Source organism: Gimesia panareensis (assembly GCF_007748155.1).
Lineage (GTDB): Bacteria > Planctomycetota > Planctomycetia > Planctomycetales > Planctomycetaceae > Gimesia > Gimesia panareensis.
Window position 1 is genome coordinate 7,111,815 of the sequence record NZ_CP037421.1, and the last position, 18,070, is coordinate 7,129,884.

General features: G+C 55.0%; 16 protein-coding genes. 7 read left to right on the top strand and 9 right to left on the bottom strand.

Translation table 11 applies throughout. The features are described from left to right. Positions 1 to 127: 127 nt before the first annotated feature. Positions 128 to 724 carry an NfeD family protein gene (locus tag Enr10x_RS26705; RefSeq protein WP_145452055.1) on the bottom strand — a complete coding sequence of 199 codons (597 nt, stop codon included), beginning with the start codon at positions 722 to 724 and terminating at the stop codon, positions 128 to 130. A 248-nt stretch (positions 725 to 972) separates the two neighbouring features. After that, a complete protein-coding gene (locus Enr10x_RS26710; protein ID WP_232093149.1) occupies positions 973 to 1,989 on the bottom strand; it encodes a 3-keto-disaccharide hydrolase in 1,017 nt (338 codons plus the stop codon). Between the two features lie 417 nt (positions 1,990 to 2,406). On the opposite strand from Enr10x_RS26710, the gene Enr10x_RS26715 reads away from it, so the two are divergent. The 6 genes from Enr10x_RS26715 to Enr10x_RS26740 all read left to right on the top strand — a co-directional run bounded on the left by Enr10x_RS26715 (position 2,407) and on the right by Enr10x_RS26740 (position 10,184). After that, the gene (locus tag Enr10x_RS26715) at positions 2,407 to 2,679 is read left to right on the top strand and encodes a DUF3311 domain-containing protein (protein ID WP_145452056.1); all 273 of its coding nucleotides are present in this window, start codon (positions 2,407 to 2,409) and stop codon (positions 2,677 to 2,679) included. After that, a complete protein-coding gene (locus tag Enr10x_RS26720; RefSeq protein WP_145452058.1) occupies positions 2,679 to 4,685 on the top strand; it encodes a sodium:solute symporter family protein in 2,007 nt (668 codons plus the stop codon). The genes Enr10x_RS26715 and Enr10x_RS26720 overlap by 1 nt, the downstream gene beginning before the upstream one ends. A gap of 103 nt (positions 4,686 to 4,788) precedes the next feature. After that, a complete protein-coding gene (locus Enr10x_RS26725; protein WP_145114730.1) occupies positions 4,789 to 5,220 on the top strand; it encodes an acyl-CoA thioesterase in 432 nt (143 codons plus the stop codon). A gap of 20 nt (positions 5,221 to 5,240) precedes the next feature. Next, positions 5,241 to 5,933 (top strand): ABC transporter ATP-binding protein, encoded by a 693-nt coding sequence (locus Enr10x_RS26730; protein WP_145452060.1) that lies wholly within the window; start codon positions 5,241 to 5,243, stop codon positions 5,931 to 5,933. 34 nt (positions 5,934 to 5,967) lie between these two features. Then, positions 5,968 to 9,477, top strand: a complete 3,510-nt coding sequence (locus Enr10x_RS26735; RefSeq protein WP_145452062.1) for an ABC transporter permease — start codon at positions 5,968 to 5,970, stop codon at positions 9,475 to 9,477. A gap of 146 nt (positions 9,478 to 9,623) precedes the next feature. Beyond that, positions 9,624 to 10,184, top strand: coding sequence for a hypothetical protein (locus tag Enr10x_RS26740; RefSeq protein ID WP_145452064.1), 561 nt, complete (start codon positions 9,624 to 9,626; stop codon positions 10,182 to 10,184). 115 nt (positions 10,185 to 10,299) lie between these two features. Here the strand turns inward: Enr10x_RS26740 and Enr10x_RS26745 are convergent, their stop codons facing one another. Then, positions 10,300 to 10,542 carry a hypothetical protein gene (locus tag Enr10x_RS26745; protein WP_145452066.1) on the bottom strand — a complete coding sequence of 81 codons (243 nt, stop codon included), beginning with the start codon at positions 10,540 to 10,542 and terminating at the stop codon, positions 10,300 to 10,302. Between the two features lie 766 nt (positions 10,543 to 11,308). On the opposite strand from Enr10x_RS26745, the gene Enr10x_RS26750 reads away from it, so the two are divergent. Further along, positions 11,309 to 11,782 carry a hypothetical protein gene (locus tag Enr10x_RS26750; RefSeq protein ID WP_145452068.1) on the top strand — a complete coding sequence of 158 codons (474 nt, stop codon included), beginning with the start codon at positions 11,309 to 11,311 and terminating at the stop codon, positions 11,780 to 11,782. A gap of 431 nt (positions 11,783 to 12,213) precedes the next feature. Here the strand turns inward: Enr10x_RS26750 and Enr10x_RS26755 are convergent, their stop codons facing one another. From Enr10x_RS26755 to Enr10x_RS26780, 6 genes are all read right to left on the bottom strand, one after another. Next, a complete protein-coding gene (locus Enr10x_RS26755) occupies positions 12,214 to 13,089 on the bottom strand; it encodes a HEAT repeat domain-containing protein (protein WP_145452070.1) in 876 nt (291 codons plus the stop codon). 424 nt (positions 13,090 to 13,513) lie between these two features. Then, on the bottom strand, positions 13,514 to 14,269 hold the full coding sequence (locus Enr10x_RS26760) for a LamG domain-containing protein (protein WP_197997383.1): 756 nt from the start codon (positions 14,267 to 14,269) through the stop codon (positions 13,514 to 13,516). A gap of 215 nt (positions 14,270 to 14,484) precedes the next feature. Then, a complete protein-coding gene (locus tag Enr10x_RS26765; protein WP_145452074.1) occupies positions 14,485 to 15,213 on the bottom strand; it encodes a DUF4272 domain-containing protein in 729 nt (242 codons plus the stop codon). A 64-nt stretch (positions 15,214 to 15,277) separates the two neighbouring features. Next, the gene (locus Enr10x_RS26770; protein ID WP_145452075.1) at positions 15,278 to 15,703 is read right to left on the bottom strand and encodes a hypothetical protein; all 426 of its coding nucleotides are present in this window, start codon (positions 15,701 to 15,703) and stop codon (positions 15,278 to 15,280) included. Between the two features lie 134 nt (positions 15,704 to 15,837). Next, positions 15,838 to 16,023, bottom strand: a complete 186-nt coding sequence (locus tag Enr10x_RS26775; RefSeq protein ID WP_145452077.1) for a hypothetical protein — start codon at positions 16,021 to 16,023, stop codon at positions 15,838 to 15,840. Between the two features lie 516 nt (positions 16,024 to 16,539). Continuing rightward, positions 16,540 to 17,910 carry an IS1380 family transposase gene (locus Enr10x_RS26780; protein WP_145104163.1) on the bottom strand — a complete coding sequence of 457 codons (1,371 nt, stop codon included), beginning with the start codon at positions 17,908 to 17,910 and terminating at the stop codon, positions 16,540 to 16,542. Positions 17,911 to 18,070 lie beyond the last annotated feature (160 nt).

Sequence of the window (18,070 nt, forward strand, 5' to 3'; positions counted from 1 at the left end):
TGTCCTGAGAAAATGTAGATCCTGATGTTGTTTATAACGGCTCAACTCGATCTCTAAACCAACCCGAAATCAAGTTTTGTACATTGTAGAGTAATTTCAGGTCCGACTCCAGAGCCTGCTGGCAGAATCAGGTTTCAGGGACTTCAAAATCGAGTGCCCCATCAGCCAGCGGACCATTAGGGGATGAAGTCTCCTGATCCGTTTCGGGGGTCTCTTTCACACTCGGTTTGACAACCTTGACGACCAGCCGCGTCCCTTCTACGGCGATAATCTCCACATTCACCTGCGGATCCACGATCATTCCCTGGCTTTCGCAGTGGTGCCGTTCATGATCAACGAGCACAAACCCGCTGGGGTTCAAAAGAGTTTGCGTTTTTCCAATCTTACCAATCAAAGATCGCAGATGCTCTGTTTCCGCCTGGAACCCGGTCACCTCTTCCAGGGTTGGGACTTCGTGAATGAACTTCTTCCCCCAGGCCGTATTGGGGAACGTTTTCACCGCCATCCCGATTGTCGTCGGGATCAGAATCACCACGCTGGCGATATAAGTCCACCAGAATCCGGGATTTGTCCCCCACCAGGCCATCCAGGCACCCCAGAGCGAGGCGCCCATACTTGTGATGGCCAGAATGGCAATCAGCCCGCCTGATGGCACAAAGATTTCGGCCACAAACAACAGCAAAGCCACGATTAAGCCAATAATGGCGATCAATGTATAATCCATCGGACCTCTCGACTCTCCATGCACTCGGCCCTCGCGCCCGGGTTTTTACCGGCAGAGTGCGATCTTACAGGTGAATCACACGGGATCTCAACATCGTATGCCTGTTCCAGACAGCAGCTTACGACACCGCAACCCTATTGTACCGGTTGAAAACAGCAAGACAAGACGCGAACGAAAATATCCTGCCCGACGACCTGCGCGTATCGACAGCGTCGTCGGTTTCAGAAGCGAGAGTCTCTCAGATCCGATTACTTGTCACACAGCAGTGACCGGCAGGGATAGCAGTACTGCGGATCGGGCTGGTCACTCAGATCCACAATCCAGATATTGCGATAGCGGACCGGATTCCGGTGATCCTGCAACTTAATCGGGTACAGCTCCGGACCTTCCTGTTTACCACCACCGGTCTTCGCGGTAATCGCATAATCCTGATGCACGGGAACCCCGTTCAGCAACACGGTGATGTAGGCATCCTTGATCTTTTTTCCGTCCTGATCGAATTTGGGAGCAACAAAACCGATGTCGTAGGTCTGCCAGGACAGAGGTGGGAAGCACATATTGATGCGGGGACGCTTCTGCTTATACAGACCACCGCATTCATTCTCGACCCCTTCCAGTCCGAAGGAATCCAGAACCTGTACCTCGTAGCGGCTCTGCAGATACAGTCCGCTGTTACTGCGGGCCTGTCCGGTCGCATAAGGCATGTAAGGCAGACGGAACTCGACATGCAGACGATAGCTGCGGTAGGTCTTCTTGAATTCAGTTCCCTCTTTCAGCAGACCCCCGGGAGTAATCTGCCCCCCGGTCAGCTGGTCGACGGAAGAACCATTAAAAATCACCGTCGCGCCGGGAGGGGGCGTTGCTCCCAGAGTCACACTACTGCGATGGTACTTGGTCAATTGGCCCAGCAGATGCCCTTTCGTATCCAGTACTTCCACGGGACCATTCTCGTATACCTTGAGGGTCAGGTCTTTCCCTGTGAGTGTCAGCACATCCCCGTCGCGGGTGCCATCCAGTTCTTCGCGGGCAGAGAGGTCCCAGCCGTTTCCAGGCAGCCCACCCTGGTAAAGCGAGGCAAAGAAATGACCATCGCCGCGGGCGACAACCTGCAGACCAATCGTCGCAGCCCCGCACCAGTTGCAGTCGGCTCCAATCGCCCCGTAATATTCGCCCTGATAGTAGAAATCTTCGTCGACATTCTTGAGATCGACTACGGCATAGTCCCTGTCACCCTTTTTGGCCTGAGCAAATGCTTCGGTAGTCATCACCGAACCCAAACAGCACAATCCTACGAACGCCAGACGCAACATTGATTCCCTATCCTCTCTATAAGCCATAGTCGAGAAAGTTCGACCCTTTTATGTAAGCCCCCATTCTGGGAAGACTGACTGTCATTTGCAAGCCTCGAATTCAGGATTGCAGATTCTAACAGAAGCCCCCCGCGGGACTCCTGAGGTGTTAACGAACATTAACGTTTCCCGGCAAATCGGGGTGTGATCAGCGGGATTATGACGACAAATCCAACCGTTATGTTGTGAGCTCCACTGATTTTTGGCACAATGGTGGACCAGTGCGATCCGGCAGGCCTCCGCTTGAGCCTGCTTCCCGCCGAATTCGGTCTTGCCCACTGGCAGGACCAGACCCACCCAGTCGTGACTCTTGCAACACAGAAAAGATGACCTATGAGATACGCCGTTTATGGATTGGTTGTCGTACTAATCATTCTCCACCAGGACAACTGGCTCTGGGATGATAAAAGACTCATCCTCGGATTCATGCCGATCACCCTGCTCTACCAGGCAGGTATCTCCATCGGTGCTGCCATTGTCTGGTTTCTGGCGACCAAGTTTGCCTGGCCCCACCACCTGGAAGAAATCGCTCAGGAATCACCCGCCCCGGCCCCAGCTCCAGAAGCTGCTTCGGAAACTGCCCCAGAAACAGGAGATACAGAATAATGATTCAGCTGGTTATTATCGGAATCTACTTAGGTCTGCTGTTATTCCTGGGAGTCTTCTCCAGTCGGCTCTTCAGAGGAACCAGCCAGGACTACATGCTCGCCAGTCATTCGATTGGCCCCTTTCTGCTGTTGATGTCGATCTTCGGCACCACGATGACCGCTTTCGCTCTGGTCGGCTCCAGTGGGGAAGCCTACAAAGAAGGCGTCGGCGTCTACGGGATGCTCGCATCTTCCAGCGGGATTATTCACTCGCTCTGCTTCTTCCTCCTGGGAATCAAACTCTGGTCCTGGGGACATAAATACGGTTACACCACCCAGATTCAGTTCTTCCGCGAACGTCTGGAAAGCGACAAGATCGGCGTCATCCTGTTCCCGATCCTCGTCGGTCTGGTGATTCCTTACCTGCTGATCGGCGTCATGTCTTCGGGCGTGGTCATCAGCAGCATCACCGAAGGGGCCTTCGACAGTGCCTTCGCTGCCTACGATTACGGCGTCCCCCCCTGGCTCGGCTCGCTGGTCATCAGCCTCGTCGTGCTGATCTATGTCTTCTTCGGCGGGATGCGGGGGACTGCGTGGGCCAACACATTCCAGACCATCGTGTTCATGGTCCTCGGCGTCGTTACCTTCTTCGTCATCTCCAGCAAACTGGGAGGCCTGGAGGCTGCCAGCCACGCAGTACTGGAAAAGAACCCTTCCAAGCTCATGCGGGACGTCGACCCCAAAGACCGTGCCGCCTATGCCAAACGCTATGAAACCTGGACCCTGATCGCCAAGTACAACTACGCGACCCGCGTCCTGAAAACTCTGACGCTCACCCCCGAGCAGAAAAAGCAGGCTTACGAGGAATTCAAACCACGCATGCCCAACTGGCAGATGACCGCGGAAGCCGTCTTCGCTGCCAAAAACAGTCTCTATGAACTGACCACCGAACAGACCAACAAAGCCCTGCTCAAACAGGACGACCGCGTCATGCCGGATCCCTTCCCCGAGAAGTGGACCACCGACCTGATGTCGCATCATGCCCTGCAGGAATATCCGCGGAAAGCCAACGCGGAAGACGAACAGGCCATGCTCATCTTCGGCAATAAAATTGGTCACCCCAACCACGATCTCGATCCCGAGGATCCTTCCAAAGGGAAGAAGTGGACCATCAAAAAAGCACTCGGCGTGTATCGCGCCACGAACTGGGCTCCGGATGCACCGCACCCCATGAGTAAGCTCGTCTTCTTTACCTACTTCTTCGTCCCCCTCTCGGTCGGGATGTTCCCTCACCTCTTCCAGCACTGGCTGACCGCCCGTTCCGCAGGGACCTTCAAACTCCCCGTGGTCGCACACCCGCTCTTCATTATGATTGTCTGGGTTCCCTGCGTGCTGGTCGGCGTCTGGGCAACATCCGCCACCTTCGAGGGAGCACCGCTCTTCCCGCCGCACTTCCCGGCAAATGCGGTCCTGGCGGCCATGGTGAAGAAGATGACCTCCCCCGTTCTCGCCGGCTTCCTGACCGCCGGAATTCTGGCAGCCATCATGTCCTCGCTGGACAGTCAGTTCCTCTGTATCGGTACGATGTTCACCGAGGACATCGTCGTGCATTACGGCGGAAAAGACCGTTTTACGGATAAACAGGTTGTCCTCATGGCTCGAACCTTTATTATTCTTGTTGTGGCGATCACCTATGGTTTCAGTCTGCTGGAACCCCGGAGGGTCTTCACACTCGGTGTCTGGTGTTTCAGTGGTTTTTCCAGTCTGTTCCCCATCATCTTTGCTGCGGTCTACTGGAAACGCCTCACCAAGGCCGGCACCTATGCAGGAGTTCTGGTCGCCATCGGCACCTGGCTCTACCTGTTCAAAGAAGCCGGCTATGCGATGAAACCCAACTACACCTTCCTGGGTATGATGCCGGTAGCCACCATGGTCGTCGCCTCCGCGGCCGCCATGATCCTGGTCTCCCTGGTGACCAGACCACCCAGCAAGGAAACCCTGGTGCGATTCTTCCCGGAAGATTAGTTCCATCGAATCGCCCTCATAATACGTTCGATTATCACAGCAGGCTGTGCGTCTGAAATCACAGTCCACAGCCTGCTGTTTTCTGATTTCTATTGAGAGATGCATGTCCTGCACTTTTAAAACAACTCGTCGTGTGGAATTTCACGAAACGGACATGGCCGGCATCGTCCACTTCTCCAACTTCTATAAATACATGGAACAGGCCGAGCACGAATACTACCGCTCCCTGGGTATGACTATTGTCGATAAACAGCCCGACGGCTCCGTCATCGGCTGGCCCCGTGTCTCCGCGCAATGCTCTTTCGAATCCCCCGCCTACTACGGTGACCTCCTCGAAATCCGCCTGACCATCGAACGGCTCGGCGTCAAATCGCTGACCATCGAATACGACATCTGGAGAGACGACACCAAAATCGCCAAAGGACGCATGAAAACCGTCTGCTGCCATTTCACGCATGGCGAGCCGATGAAATCCATCGAAATCCCCGAGTGGATTCAACAGAAAATCAAAGACTCACAGCATCCCACAACCTGACTCCTCCGGCAGGGACTGACATGAATGACGCTCAAGAGCAATTAGTTGTCCGAAACTTAACCAAGCAGTTCACCCTCGCCGATGAATCGCTGTCGATCCTCTCCGGCGTGAACCTCACCCTCAACCGCGGCGAAGCACTCGCCATCACCGGCCCCTCCGGTTCCGGCAAAAGCACGCTGCTCTACATCCTCGGCGTACTCGATCAACCCTCCGCGGGCGAAGTCATTCAGTTCAACCAGAACCCCTTCACCCTCGATGCCAAAGAACAGGCCGAGTTTCGCAACCAGAACATCGGCTTCATCTTTCAGGACCATCACCTGATGCCTCAGTTCTCGGTCCTCGAAAATGTCCTGATTCCCACCATGGTTCACAAGGGTTCCTCAACAGATGCTGAGGAACGCGCCCGCCACCTGCTGGAACGCGTCGGCCTGAAAGAGCGTCTCAATCACCGACCCGCCCAGATTTCCGGAGGCGAACGCCAGCGGGTCGCAGTCTGCCGGGCACTGATTAACAACCCCCGTCTCCTCCTGGCCGACGAACCCACGGGAAACCTCGACCGTACCAACACTGAAGCGATTGGCAAACTCCTGCTGGAAATCAATCAGGAACAGAATACCATCCTGATCTGCGTCACCCACAGCAGCGAACTGGCGGCCCTCTTTCCGCAACACCAGCGGTTACGCGACGGCCAGCTCGTGACCGAATCGGTCTGAAATCGAATGTTCTAACTGCGGAAGAGTTCGAGTTATGAATCAAGCGCGCTTTGTCATAAAAAGTCTGACCTATCACTGGCGCACCAACCTGGCCGTCCTCCTCGGCGTTATCGCAGCCACCGCCGTCATTGGTGGCGCATTGATCGTCGGCGACTCCGTTCGCGCCAGCCTCAGGCAGATGACGCTCGACCGCCTCGGCAAGATCGACTACGTCGTCTCCGGTCACCGCTTCTTCCGCGAACAACTGGCCGACGATCTGCAACATTCCTCCGCGCTCCCCCAGGACATCAAAACCATTGCTCCGGCCCTCGTTCTCCGTGGCGCGCTGGAAAAGAACCGCGAAGACCAGCACCTCCGCGTCGGCCAGGTCAACATCTTTGGCACCGATCAACGGCTCTGGTCGCTCCTCGAACACAGCGACCTCCCTCCCCCGAAAGACGATCAGGCGATCCTCAACTCCCGCGTCGCAGAACAGCTGGAGGCCAAAGTTGGCGATGAAATCACACTCTGGATCGAACTCCCTTCCGCCATCCCCCGCGATTCGCTGCTGGGAGAGAAAGAGGAACAGTCGGTCGAAATCACCCTCACCGTCAGCCAGATCCTCGACGAAGATTCCAAAGCCGGCCGTCTCGCCCTCCTGCCCAATCAGCAGTTGCCGCTCGATCTGTTCCTCTCGCTCGACACCCTGCAGTCGGCGCTCGACCTCGATGAAATCAAACCGTCCCGGCGCGATCCCAAGGAACGGCCCGCCCGCGTCAACTCCCTCTTTTTCAGTTCCCACGACGAAACGATCCCCGACTCCCCCCAGGCACGGATCATCGCCAACGAACTGGAAGCGGCTCTCAAACAGAACCTGAAACTCACCGATCTGAACCTCAAAATCGTCCCCAACAAAGACCGCAACTACCTCGCGCTCGAAAGCGAGCAGATGATCCTCGATCCCCAGATCGAACAGGCGGCCCGTGACGCAGCGAAAAAGCTCAAGGTCGCTACCTCGCCCGTCATGGTCTATATCGCCAACGAGTTTATTCACCCCGAACCCGGTCAGGCAAAACAGTCGCCCCCCTACTCCATGTATTCCATCGTCGCCGGCCTGGACTTCGCTGAACAGCCCCCGTTCGGCCCCTTCAAATTCATTGGCGACAAACCGCAGCTGCCCCTTAAGGAAAATGAAATCGTCCTCAACGAGTGGCTCGCCAAAGATCTCAAAGTCAAAATTGGCGATCCGATCCAGATGAAATATCATGTCGTCGGCTCCCGGGGAGAACTGCCCGAAGTTGAACAGACCTTTACCGTCGCCGGCATCGTCGCCCTCGATGGCACTCCCGCTGCCGATCGCAAGCTGACGCCCGAAATGGAAGGCATCACCGATGCCGACACCTTCGGCGACTGGAAACAGCCCTTCCCCATGAAACTCGACAAGGTCACCGACCGCGACGAAGAATACTGGGATAAATACCGCGCCACCCCCAAAGCCTTCCTCGCCCTCGAAACCGCGCAGAAACTCTGGAACAGCCGGTATGGCACACTGACCTCGCTCCGCTTCGCCAGTCTGCCCGGAAAAACGCTGGAGAAATCCTCCACCGCCTTCGGCTCCGAACTCCTCAAAAACATCGACGTCCTCAAAATGGGGCTCACCGTACAGCCCATCAAGTTCCTCGGCCTCGCTGCCGCCAGCGGGACGACCGATTTCAGTGGCCTTTTTATCGGCTTCAGCTTCTTCATCATTCTCTCCGCCATCATCCTGATTCGTCTGCTGTTCAAGCTGGGCATCGACCGCCGCGTCTCTTCGATCGGTCTGCTCTCTGCCATCGGCTTCACTCCAGCCCAGGTTCGGCAGATCATCTTCAAGGAATCGCTCATCGTCATCCTCTCCGGAGGCGTCCTCGGCATCCTGGCTGCCATCGGCTACGCTTCGCTCATGCTGTACGGCCTCAAAACCTGGTGGATCGGCGCCATCGGCACCCGCTTCCTGTTCGTCGATCTGACTCCCCAGAGTCTCTTGATCGGCTTCCTGATCGCCGTCCTCTTCTCCGGTTTTGTGATCTGGAAATCCATGTCCGAACTGAAACAGATCTCGATCCGCGACCTGCTCGCCGGCGTCAATACTCCCGACACGGAACCAGTCCGCGCCAGGAAACGCGTCGGCCTGACCTGGAAGATCTCCACCATCCTCGCACTCATCCTGGTCCTCGCCACCGTCACGGGAATCATCCCCAAACAGGAAGCCTTTTCCGGCTTCTCCTGGCAGACCGTCTGTTTCTTCCTGGTGGGAACACTTTCGCTGGTCGCCAGCCTCAGCTTCCTCTCCAGTTTTCTCCGCACCGATTCCACCACGCCCATTCAGGGAAAAGGTGCGCTCGCCCTGATGAAACTCGGCTTCAGGAACGCCGGCCGCTTCCGTCAACGCAGCGTGCTCACCACCGCGCTCATTGCCTCGGCCACCTTCGTCCTCGTCTCTGTCGCCGCCGGACATCGGAACCCCGCCGTCGAAGAACCCGACATCGAGTCCGGCAACGGCGGCTTCACCCTCGTCGCGGAGACGTCGTCCCCGCTGATCTTTGACCTCGACACACCCGAGGGCCGTAACAAAATGCTGGTCAACGCCCCCAACGATCCCGAGACTCAACGGCTGCTCACAGAAATGAAAGCCATCCCCTTCCGCGTCAAGCCGGGCGAAAACGCCAGCTGCCTGAATATCTACCAGACCACCGTCCCTACCATCCTCGGAGTCCCGCAGGAACTGATCGAACGGGGTGGCTTCAAATTCGCCGACACTCCCGGCGACAATCCCTGGGAACTCCTCAACCAACCACAGGAAGATGGTTCCATCCCCGCGCTGGGTGATATGAATACGCTCATGTACAGCCTCCATAAAGGCATCGGCGCCAGCGTCGGCATCCCCTCCGACGAACGACCCGAACACGAACTGAAAATCAAAGGCATGTTCGACGGCAGTATCTTCCAGGGCGTCCTGCTCATCTCCGAACAGCACTTCCAGCAGTTGTTCCCCGAACAGGCCGGCTTCCAGTACTTCCTCATTGAAGTCCCCACCAAAGATGCGACTCAACTTTCCGGCATCCTCGAAACCGGCCTCACCGAATATGGCTTCGACTCCGACCTCGTCTCCAATCGGCTCGCCGACTTCCTCGCGGTACAGAACACGTACCTCTCCACCTTCCAGACCCTGGGCGGCCTCGGCCTGCTGCTTGGCACCCTGGGACTGGCAACCGTTATGCTGCGAAACGTCGTCGAACGCCGCAGCGAACTGGCCCTGCTTCGCGCCGTCGGCATGACCGGTTCCAACGTCGCACTGATTGTCCTTGCGGAAAATGCCTTCCTGCTCGTCTGGGGACTCGCGTCCGGCATCGTCTCGGCTCTGCTGGCCATGCTGCCGCACCTGCTCTCCACCGGGGCAGACATCCCCTGGCTCAGTGGCATCCTGATTCTGCTCGCAGTGCTGATCACTGGTATGCTGTCTGCCTTCCTCGCGGTCCTGTCCGCGGTTCGGGCACCAATTCTGGCTACCCTGCGGGCACCTTAAAGTCCGAGTGGAAGCCGCTTTTCGGCGATTCGTACAAAAATGCGTGTCTGTCGGGTGCTCGTATTTCACAAACTTACTATCATACGAACAGAAGACTCTCGCCAATAAAGTGATCCCTCCTCTCAAAGAATCTGGAGTTTGAAACAATGTCGAAATGGACCATCGTCTTAATCTTTGTCGCCTGTGCCGCACTCTCCTGGGGCACCTATGTGCCGCTGGTACATATCGCCGCCCAGAAACTGCACAGTAACCTTCGCGCCTTCCTGTTCGTCGGCTTGGCTTACTTCCTGGTTGCTGTTCTCATCCCCTGCTTTTTCATCTTCGTCCTCGGTAATGACCCGACAGCCAAAGCAGGCACCAACTTCGACACCGGCCCGATGCTCTGGGGCATCCTCGCCGGGACCGCAGGCGCCATGGGGGCTCTCTGTGTGATCTTCGCTGTGACGACCGGCGGTAAAGGGGCCGCCCTCTACGTCGCACCACTGGTCTTCGCCGGCGCTCCGATCGTTAACACAATCGCCACCATCACCGTCTTCCATCCCACGAAAACGCTGCCCGACCCCCGCTTCTTTCTGGGACTGGTCCTCGCCGCCGCCGGCGCTGCCATGGTGATGATCTATAAACCAGTCGACAAACCACACGCAGCCCCCGCTGCCGCAGAACAGCAGGCCGTCGAACCCGCCGTCAACGACGCCGGTGCCAGCTGATTGTTCTAATCGACTCGACTGGGTCAATAGCGTTTACAGACAACAGAAAAATCCATGTTCTCGATGAAACCGGGAACATGGATTTTTTTATTCTCAAATGCAAATCAAAGTCTGCTCATGAAGAAGATTTGCGATCCAGCAGTTTGAATGCAATGTAAGCCACGACGCCTGCACACAAAGCACTCAGCACGATCGCAATCCCCAGAGATCCCCAATCGCCCGCCGATTCTCGAAAGGCTTCGCGAATCTCCCGGCTGACAATCAGACCAAAAAATAAGCCAATATATATACCCAGGTTATGGTGTTTTGTCAGCACCTGACACAACCTGGCATTGCGATCTTCACTCTCATTCGACATCACAAATCCCTTTCGCTTCAGACAGTCAGACCATGGTTACCGGTCAATCTGTCCATTCTACCACAGCAATCTTTCTTGTCGAAACATATTTTACCAAACCCGGACACGAACCTCTTCAGACACTTACATCCTCAGAATTCCTCTGAACAATTTGAACTTGATCCACTCCTGCCGAATCGTATGCTGGTCCCCATCTGGCTCGCGCGCGAGGCGGGTCTGCGTGCACGGGAACACATGGAACCAGTGACTCAACTGCACCTGAATCGCCGTCGATTTTCACCCGTTTTACACCGGAACAGTTCGCACCCGTTCGCAATATTCTCCCCCTCCGGTCCGGCCACATCGTGACAAAAACCGGGACAGATCGAGACAAAATTCCGGCCAAACCAGGACAAACTCCGGACACAACAGGAAAGAATTCTGTCTTGACCCCCACGCGCCCTTCTACAAGATCTACACAATCGGTTGACACCCCCAGATGCAACTCGCCGGGTGCCACTGTCGGCTTGCCCGACAGTGCTTGAATCGACCAGTAAAAACAAAAGGTTCCATACACAATGAACTCCGTAGCAGGGCTGACCCATGTGTCCGCCCGCCTGGCAGCAAACGAAATTAAATCAATCTGCCCGAGACTCCACCGGGTACGCCCGAATGTAATTCGGGCCGAGTACAGCGAACAGGAAATTGTCAGAGTTGCCTTCATCAAAGGAAAATCTGTTTTGCTAAAAGTCATTACTCGCACGACACGAGAAAAAAGGAAACACAAATGAACAACCAACAACAGTTAGCAACCACAACCGAATCCACTCCCTCCCCCCGCAGGTATCTTTCCAAAGCAGAACAGACTGTCGTCGTCCGTCTGATCCAGAAAATGATCGGCCTGGGCAAATTCACGTCTGAAATCAAAACCGCCATCGCCGCCAGATACAATCTCAGCCGCCGTTCCGCGACACGCTATCTTCACCGCGCCCGCCACGAAATGCAGGAGTTCGTCGAGCGTGATGATGATCTGCACCGTACCGAATCCTTCTACTTTTACCTCAGCGTGATTGAGAACCCGGAATCTACCGGAAATCAGCGCCTCCGCGCCCGCGAACGGATCGACAAAATCATGGGCATCGAACTCCCCAACCAGTATCACCAGAGACGCAAATTCAGTAAGAACGCTGAAGAAATCAAAAGCTTGTCCGAAGAAGAATTCCAGGCCTACTACGACAAACTCATGAGGGATGTCACATGATTGAAATCATACCCACCGGCACAAACCAGGCGAGGTACACATCCACCACCAGTGCGCAAATAATACAGAGCAGAAGGCACCGTCGGGTGGCACTGTTGGCTTGCCCAACGGTGATTAAAAACAGCCCTGAACAAAGAGAAAACTCCCCCATAATGGGTAAGCCCGAATGCAATTCGGGCCGAGCGCAGCGAGCAGGAAACTGCCAGAGTTGCATGCCAGACAAAGCAAGGCTGATTTACTTGCTGTCCCGGCAACGATGGGCAGGATTTAAGAATGTCGTAAGTCTGTCCTGACAGTTTCCTGTTGTTTTCAACAACCCCGAATTACATTCGGGGTCACCCGTTCACGCTTCCATTCCAGCAAAGAGTCCACACTCACCACGTTCGTGTTTTTCGTGCCTTTCGTGGTAGCTAAAAAGAGTATCCCCCTTATCACTCCCCCAGCCCCTCACAATACTGATGGATCTTCAGCTGCAGTTCCCGGTGCCGTTTCGCAGCCAGGGTCCGGTCGGGCGCCGTTTCGATCGCTTCGATCGTCTTCTCGATCTGTGTGCGCAAATGCCCGTCTTCGGTCTTCAGTGCCTCACGTAAAGCGGGCAGTTCACCTTGCGCCAGTCTGCCGAACTCAGCCAGTGCCCCGACAGAATTCAGGCGGAACCACAAATTCGGATCGTTCATCAGCGCCGCAATCGCTTTCATATTGCGTTTGCTGAACGGATTCAACACCGCCAGAGACCCCATGCTCAAACCCCGCACGGTCGGATCGCCACTGGACAGCCCCTTCAGATACCGTGCTTCCAGATCAGCCAGTTCCAGCGCTTTGACCCCCTGGGGAAGCTTGAGCTGGTCGAGTTGAATCGTCTCCCCGACATAAACTGTCAACACCGGATACTTGCTCCAGAAACCGTCCTCCTGAGATTTTTCCGCCACCGCTTTCGCAATCCCGCCAACCAGATGCAGACTCCAGTTATAAGTCACAAACTTCGATTTTTGAAACGAGTTTACTTCAACCGGCCCCGGCAGCAGGATGACTTCGTGAACCTTTTCGGGCGTGTCAGCAAAGTGCTTTAACGCGGCATTCAGTGCTGCGATATCCCCGCGATAATAACAATGCTCGTTGCCATTCACCCACGTGTGATACACGCGATGCGTATCATTCACCACCGGCATGATGCCCGGCCAGTCTTTGAAGTTTGCTGCATTCAAGGGCTTATTCCCAAAGTCCTCTTCCCCCAGAGCCCACGCCGGCGCAGACAGACTTCCCAGCAACAATAGACACCCGCTCAAACGCAATAACCAGCACCGCATCACCGTCTCTCCTGCTGCAGGAAACTTACCAACCAATGTTTGAGACGACCGCCACACCAGATTAGTTCCACTGAACCACTAAAAATCAGAATTCAGGTAATATTCCAGTGAATCCAACAGGAAAACCACGTCCGGGTGCCACCTGTCAGCTTGTCCGACAGTGCTTGAATCAATGTGCGACAAAGCAAAAACGAGCAATCCAGGTGAGCGGCACGCCGGGTGCCACCTGTCGGCTTGCCCGACAGTGCGCATGGAACACCCCATCTTTAAAAAGAACTCCCTCAAACGCCGGGTGAGCCCGAATGCAATCCGGGCCGAGCGCAGCGAGCAGGAAAGAGTCAGTGTTGCGTACCTGCCAGAATCACGCTGATTTGCTCACAGCTCCTCAGATTCCAGCAGACAAAAACACACCTCACCCAGCCACCTACTTCTCATCTTTTTTGATCTGCTTAATCCACTTCGCTCCTTTGATCTTCCCGTCACGGTGATTACCCGACGCATCATGGGCCACATCCCCCACGCCCTCGTCAAAGTGATACAGCACCAGCGTCTCCTTGTCCGGCTGAAATCGGCGCGCGGGTTTAAAATCTTCCGTGTAGCGGGCCACATTGGAGATGCGGACTTCATCGATCGCCCCCACAAAAAACTGGTGCGGCTTTCCCTTGCCATTCGGGTCGGCTCCCACCATAAAATCATACGGGGAAGGCACATGCGTCAGCGTCACCTGGCCAACCCAATCCTGCTGTTTGCCGTCGACATACAGTTTGAAACTGCTCCCGTCATACACCGCCGCCAGGTGCACCGGCTGGTTGTTGACCGCATCCTCGTTCGAAACCGTCGAAACATAGCCATAGTTCGAATCGCGACCTTCATTGAAGTGGGCCATCCACTTTCCCCCCGAATAATGCAGCCCCACCCCTGCCAGCTGCAGGTTCGCTACTACTGAAGACCGGATGACCTCCTCTTCCCGGTCATAAGGCATGGCCCACGCCTCCAGCGTAATCGGATGACTGCCGTCATACCGCAGCTTCGGAATAATCACCTGTCCCTTGCCTTTGAATTCCAAGCTGTGCTTTCCTGTCTGGGGAGCATAAGGCTGCGGCTCCTCTGCCTGCCCGGACAGATTCATCAGCAGACTGACCAGGAAACAACACGAAAGCAGCGCAGCTTGATATCTCATCTCGGTTTCTCCAGGAAAAATCAGAAACAGATTAGTGCAGAACAACATGCACCAGAGTGATGCACGACACAGCCTGCTATTGTGTAACGATTCACCGTTTCCAGCTCATTTTGGAATCTTAACCCAGATCCACCACTGGTTCAAATGTTCATTTTCAATAAACCGGATTCCCTGGAAAACAGCGATCCTGAGCCGAAAATAAACCGTTCTACTGGTTACGTATTACACTTCGTCCGATCCCAGTCTGCTTCTTCGTCCGCACAGACCCATTCCAGTGCCAGTTGACGCTCGTAACAGATCGAAGCAATATTGCCCTTTGTTTCCCCCTCCAGGTCAATCAGCCGTTGCCCGTCGATCAGCAGGTCGACCCCGTCATGGTCAACGTTGATCCCTTCCTGTTCAATTCCGTGCAGGGCACGGCGGACTGTCGCTTCATAACTGTCGCCCGGCGGTGGCGCCACTCCCTGCAGGCGCAGCACTTCGGTGCGGGCTCGCCAGTTAAGAAACTGAGCCTGATGGCGTTCCGCTTTAATCACGTCCTCGCTGCGGAGTTTGGCCTTCCCCAGAAATTCCTCTGGCGGCTGATTGATGGGAACCAGTGAGTAGGCCGCATTCGGATTCCCGACCGAGAAGTAACTCGGCATCTCCTCGATCAACCCGATCGACCAGAGCAATGCTTTCAATGCCTCAATACGCCAGAACGTCTCAAAGATTGTGCCATACTCCCACTCTCCCAGCGGTTGATTGTGCAATTCGAGTTCCGCTGCGGAAAGTAACCTGGAAATCTCAAACCGCTCGGCCCACTTCAGCAGGCCAGCGCCAAACTGACGGAAATGTTCCGACTCTTCACCCTCTTCATAGGATATGCCATTCTCCGCCTGGGCCCGCATTGCCATCAGGCCAATACACAACGCACGTTTCGCTACACTCTCCGTCGTCTGCATTTGATCTCCTGTCGAACGAATCTCATTTAGCCATCTACCATTCCGGATCCAGTAACCACGGTGCTCAATCAAAGTGGATCTTCACCGGCGCACCAGTCTCGATGGATGTCTGCAGCGCGATCTTCAGATCATGCAGACAATAGTATTGCCAGCCAATCCCCTCTCCCCATTTGGCATCGATCGAATCAACACCGCGCTCATCATCCAACTGCGGCGCATCAAAGGGCTCCGGGTATCCCAGTTCCTCTCCATAGCGGGCATACAGCGCCTCGACCGGAGGCAACAGCCGCGGCGCCACGTCCGCTTCAATCAGAAAATGATCTTCTGTCTCTTCGAGCATTTCAGCCAGCGGGTCAAGCACATCTAGAATGAACGACTCGCGTTCTTCCTCGGGAAGACATTCAGGGAGCGTCGTGAACACACCGGAAATCGCAGACCCCGATTTATCATCACCCATAAACTTGCCGCAGGAGATATACCCACCCGACATTTTCCTCTACTCCTTGTCTGCTCAGAAATCGAATTAATAATCAGTTTGAATGCCTGCTATTTCGTTTCAGCTGAAATCGTACAACAACACATCTCTGACAGCGAACAATTTCCCCAGGAAATAACACTGGATACTCATAACAATAAATGACGGGTGCCACCTGTCGGCTTGCCCGACAGTACCATAGAACACCCCATCTTTAAACCTTTAAACGCCGGTTGCGAGACGGGCAGTTTGGTGCGGTTGAATTCTTCCGCCGAGGCTGGAAGGTTCAGGAACGTGATGCTGAGCAGACAGAAACAGAAGCGAAACCAGCTCATGGGATTAACTCCTCGGGCTCTTGCAGAAAGGGGATCATTGGCGGATGAATCAGTGAAGTCGTCATATCGAAGTAAAGACATACGTCAGTTGTTGAGACTTCACACTGAAACAAATCCCTGAGACAACATTTAAGAGAAGTGAGTCGTTGCCTCTGAATTCCATGTTAACCAGTGCGTGTTCAGCAGTGCAAATGAAATTTCTGTGTATAGCTTTCATTCAACGAGTTCTTCAACAGAAATCTTAAACGGGCCACATTCGGTCTATTTAAAGAGATTATTGTGTCAAAATGTCTTTTAACCGAGATTTCCCATATGGATCAGCCTGAAACCACTCCAGGCATGGACTTTCTTTGATTGTAACCACTGCGGTCCCCCGTGTCTAAAACAAAGTGATTTTTCGCCACTTTTGTTGTGCCTCTGTTGTTGAGATCCGGAAATTGCTGCCCGAGCGAATCATTTTTCAGTAGTCAACACGGTTTCTGCGCAGACTTTCTCTGTGAGGAACCCCGTTTTTCGCTATTTGATATACTTCCGCTTCACGTCATGCGTGACCGGCGGCGGAATTGCCAGTCGTGCAATCCGATCAAGAATTGCGGCGAACAATCTCCGTGGCACAGCCACTTCGGCCAGTTGAAAGAATACGTACTTGGCATGCCGGGTTACCTTGGCCCCAACCTTGACCAGCTTCTCCCGCAGCGTCGTCAGCGACCAGTTCTGTATAGGCTTGGGCAAGGCCAGCCGCCGCAGGAAATTGCCGAGGTTATAAGCTAAGGCGAACAGTTGCAACCGAGCTTGGTTGTCTTTGAACGTCCGGCAGGAGAGCTTCGTCCATCTGACGGCGTTCTTGCCTTCCTTGATCCACTGCTCGGCGGTGCCCCGACCGTTGTAGAACTTCACGACGTTCTTCGAGTGCTGGTTCAAGTTGGTCACGATGAATCCAACACGCGGGAACAGTTCGCCTGCGTGCCACTCAACTTTGGCCACCACGCGACGCGATCGCTGCCATGATTTTGCTTGATATTGGAAGCTGTGATAACAGACCTTGGGCTTGTGGGAAGGCCGTCCGACCGGACGGGTGAGCAAATGCGAGATTTCCCGCTCCAATACGGCGTTGGCTTTGAGGCGAATGGCGTAACGATAGTCTGCTTTCTCCAGCACACGATACAGCGCTGGAATGGCGAACGCCGCATCGCCGCGGAAGAACTTCGGAATGTCCAAATGCCGATACCGTTCGATCACCGGCAGTAGCACCTTCCGCCAGTATTTCGCGCTGGCCTTGTTGCCACGCCGCAGCATCGCGTACTCCAGATCACCATGCTGGTTGAACAGAAACAGCGGATGGTAACAGAGGCATGCAAAGTGGCCGTTGTAGGCCGCGCCCTGTTGCCGGCCGTAGGTCTCACTGACCGAGCTGTCCAGATCCAGGATGAGTTCTTTGAGCGGTCGCCGCCGGTGGAGGTTGTTGATCCAGCGTCCGGAGAGCTTCATCAGTGCCGTGAGATTGCGCTGCGTGCTGAGTATCTGCGTCTCGAAACGGCCCACCTCGCTGCTTGACGCCGCTTGTTTATCCGGCTGACTCGCCCTTCCGCCAACCACGTGGCGTAGCACCGGGTCCACACACAAGCGCTCAGCGTCATTGACATCTTCGTAGCCTGCCAGTCGGCTGTAGATCGACTGACGCAACAGCGGCACGAGTTGGTGCTGCTTGTTGCGGCCCGGGCGTGAATCGCTCAGCACATCTCCGCCCATTTCCGTCAGACCGAGCGCTGCATCCAGTTCCCGATAGGCCAGTAGTCCCGCATCGGTGGTGACCTGACTGCCGCAGAACTTCAGCTTCAATCGGCTGTCAAAACTGACCCGTAAATCCTGGTTTTGGCTGTCACCCATCAAGTTCCCCTGTCAGCATGGCATGAATTGGCAGAATAACCTTGTTTTGTAGGGGTGTGGCGCAAATTACGTGCCAAAGTGTAGGAAGTCATCTGGGAAATGCGGGTTAAAAGAACTCCCTCAGACATCAGGTGAGCCCGAATGCATTTCGAACCGATCA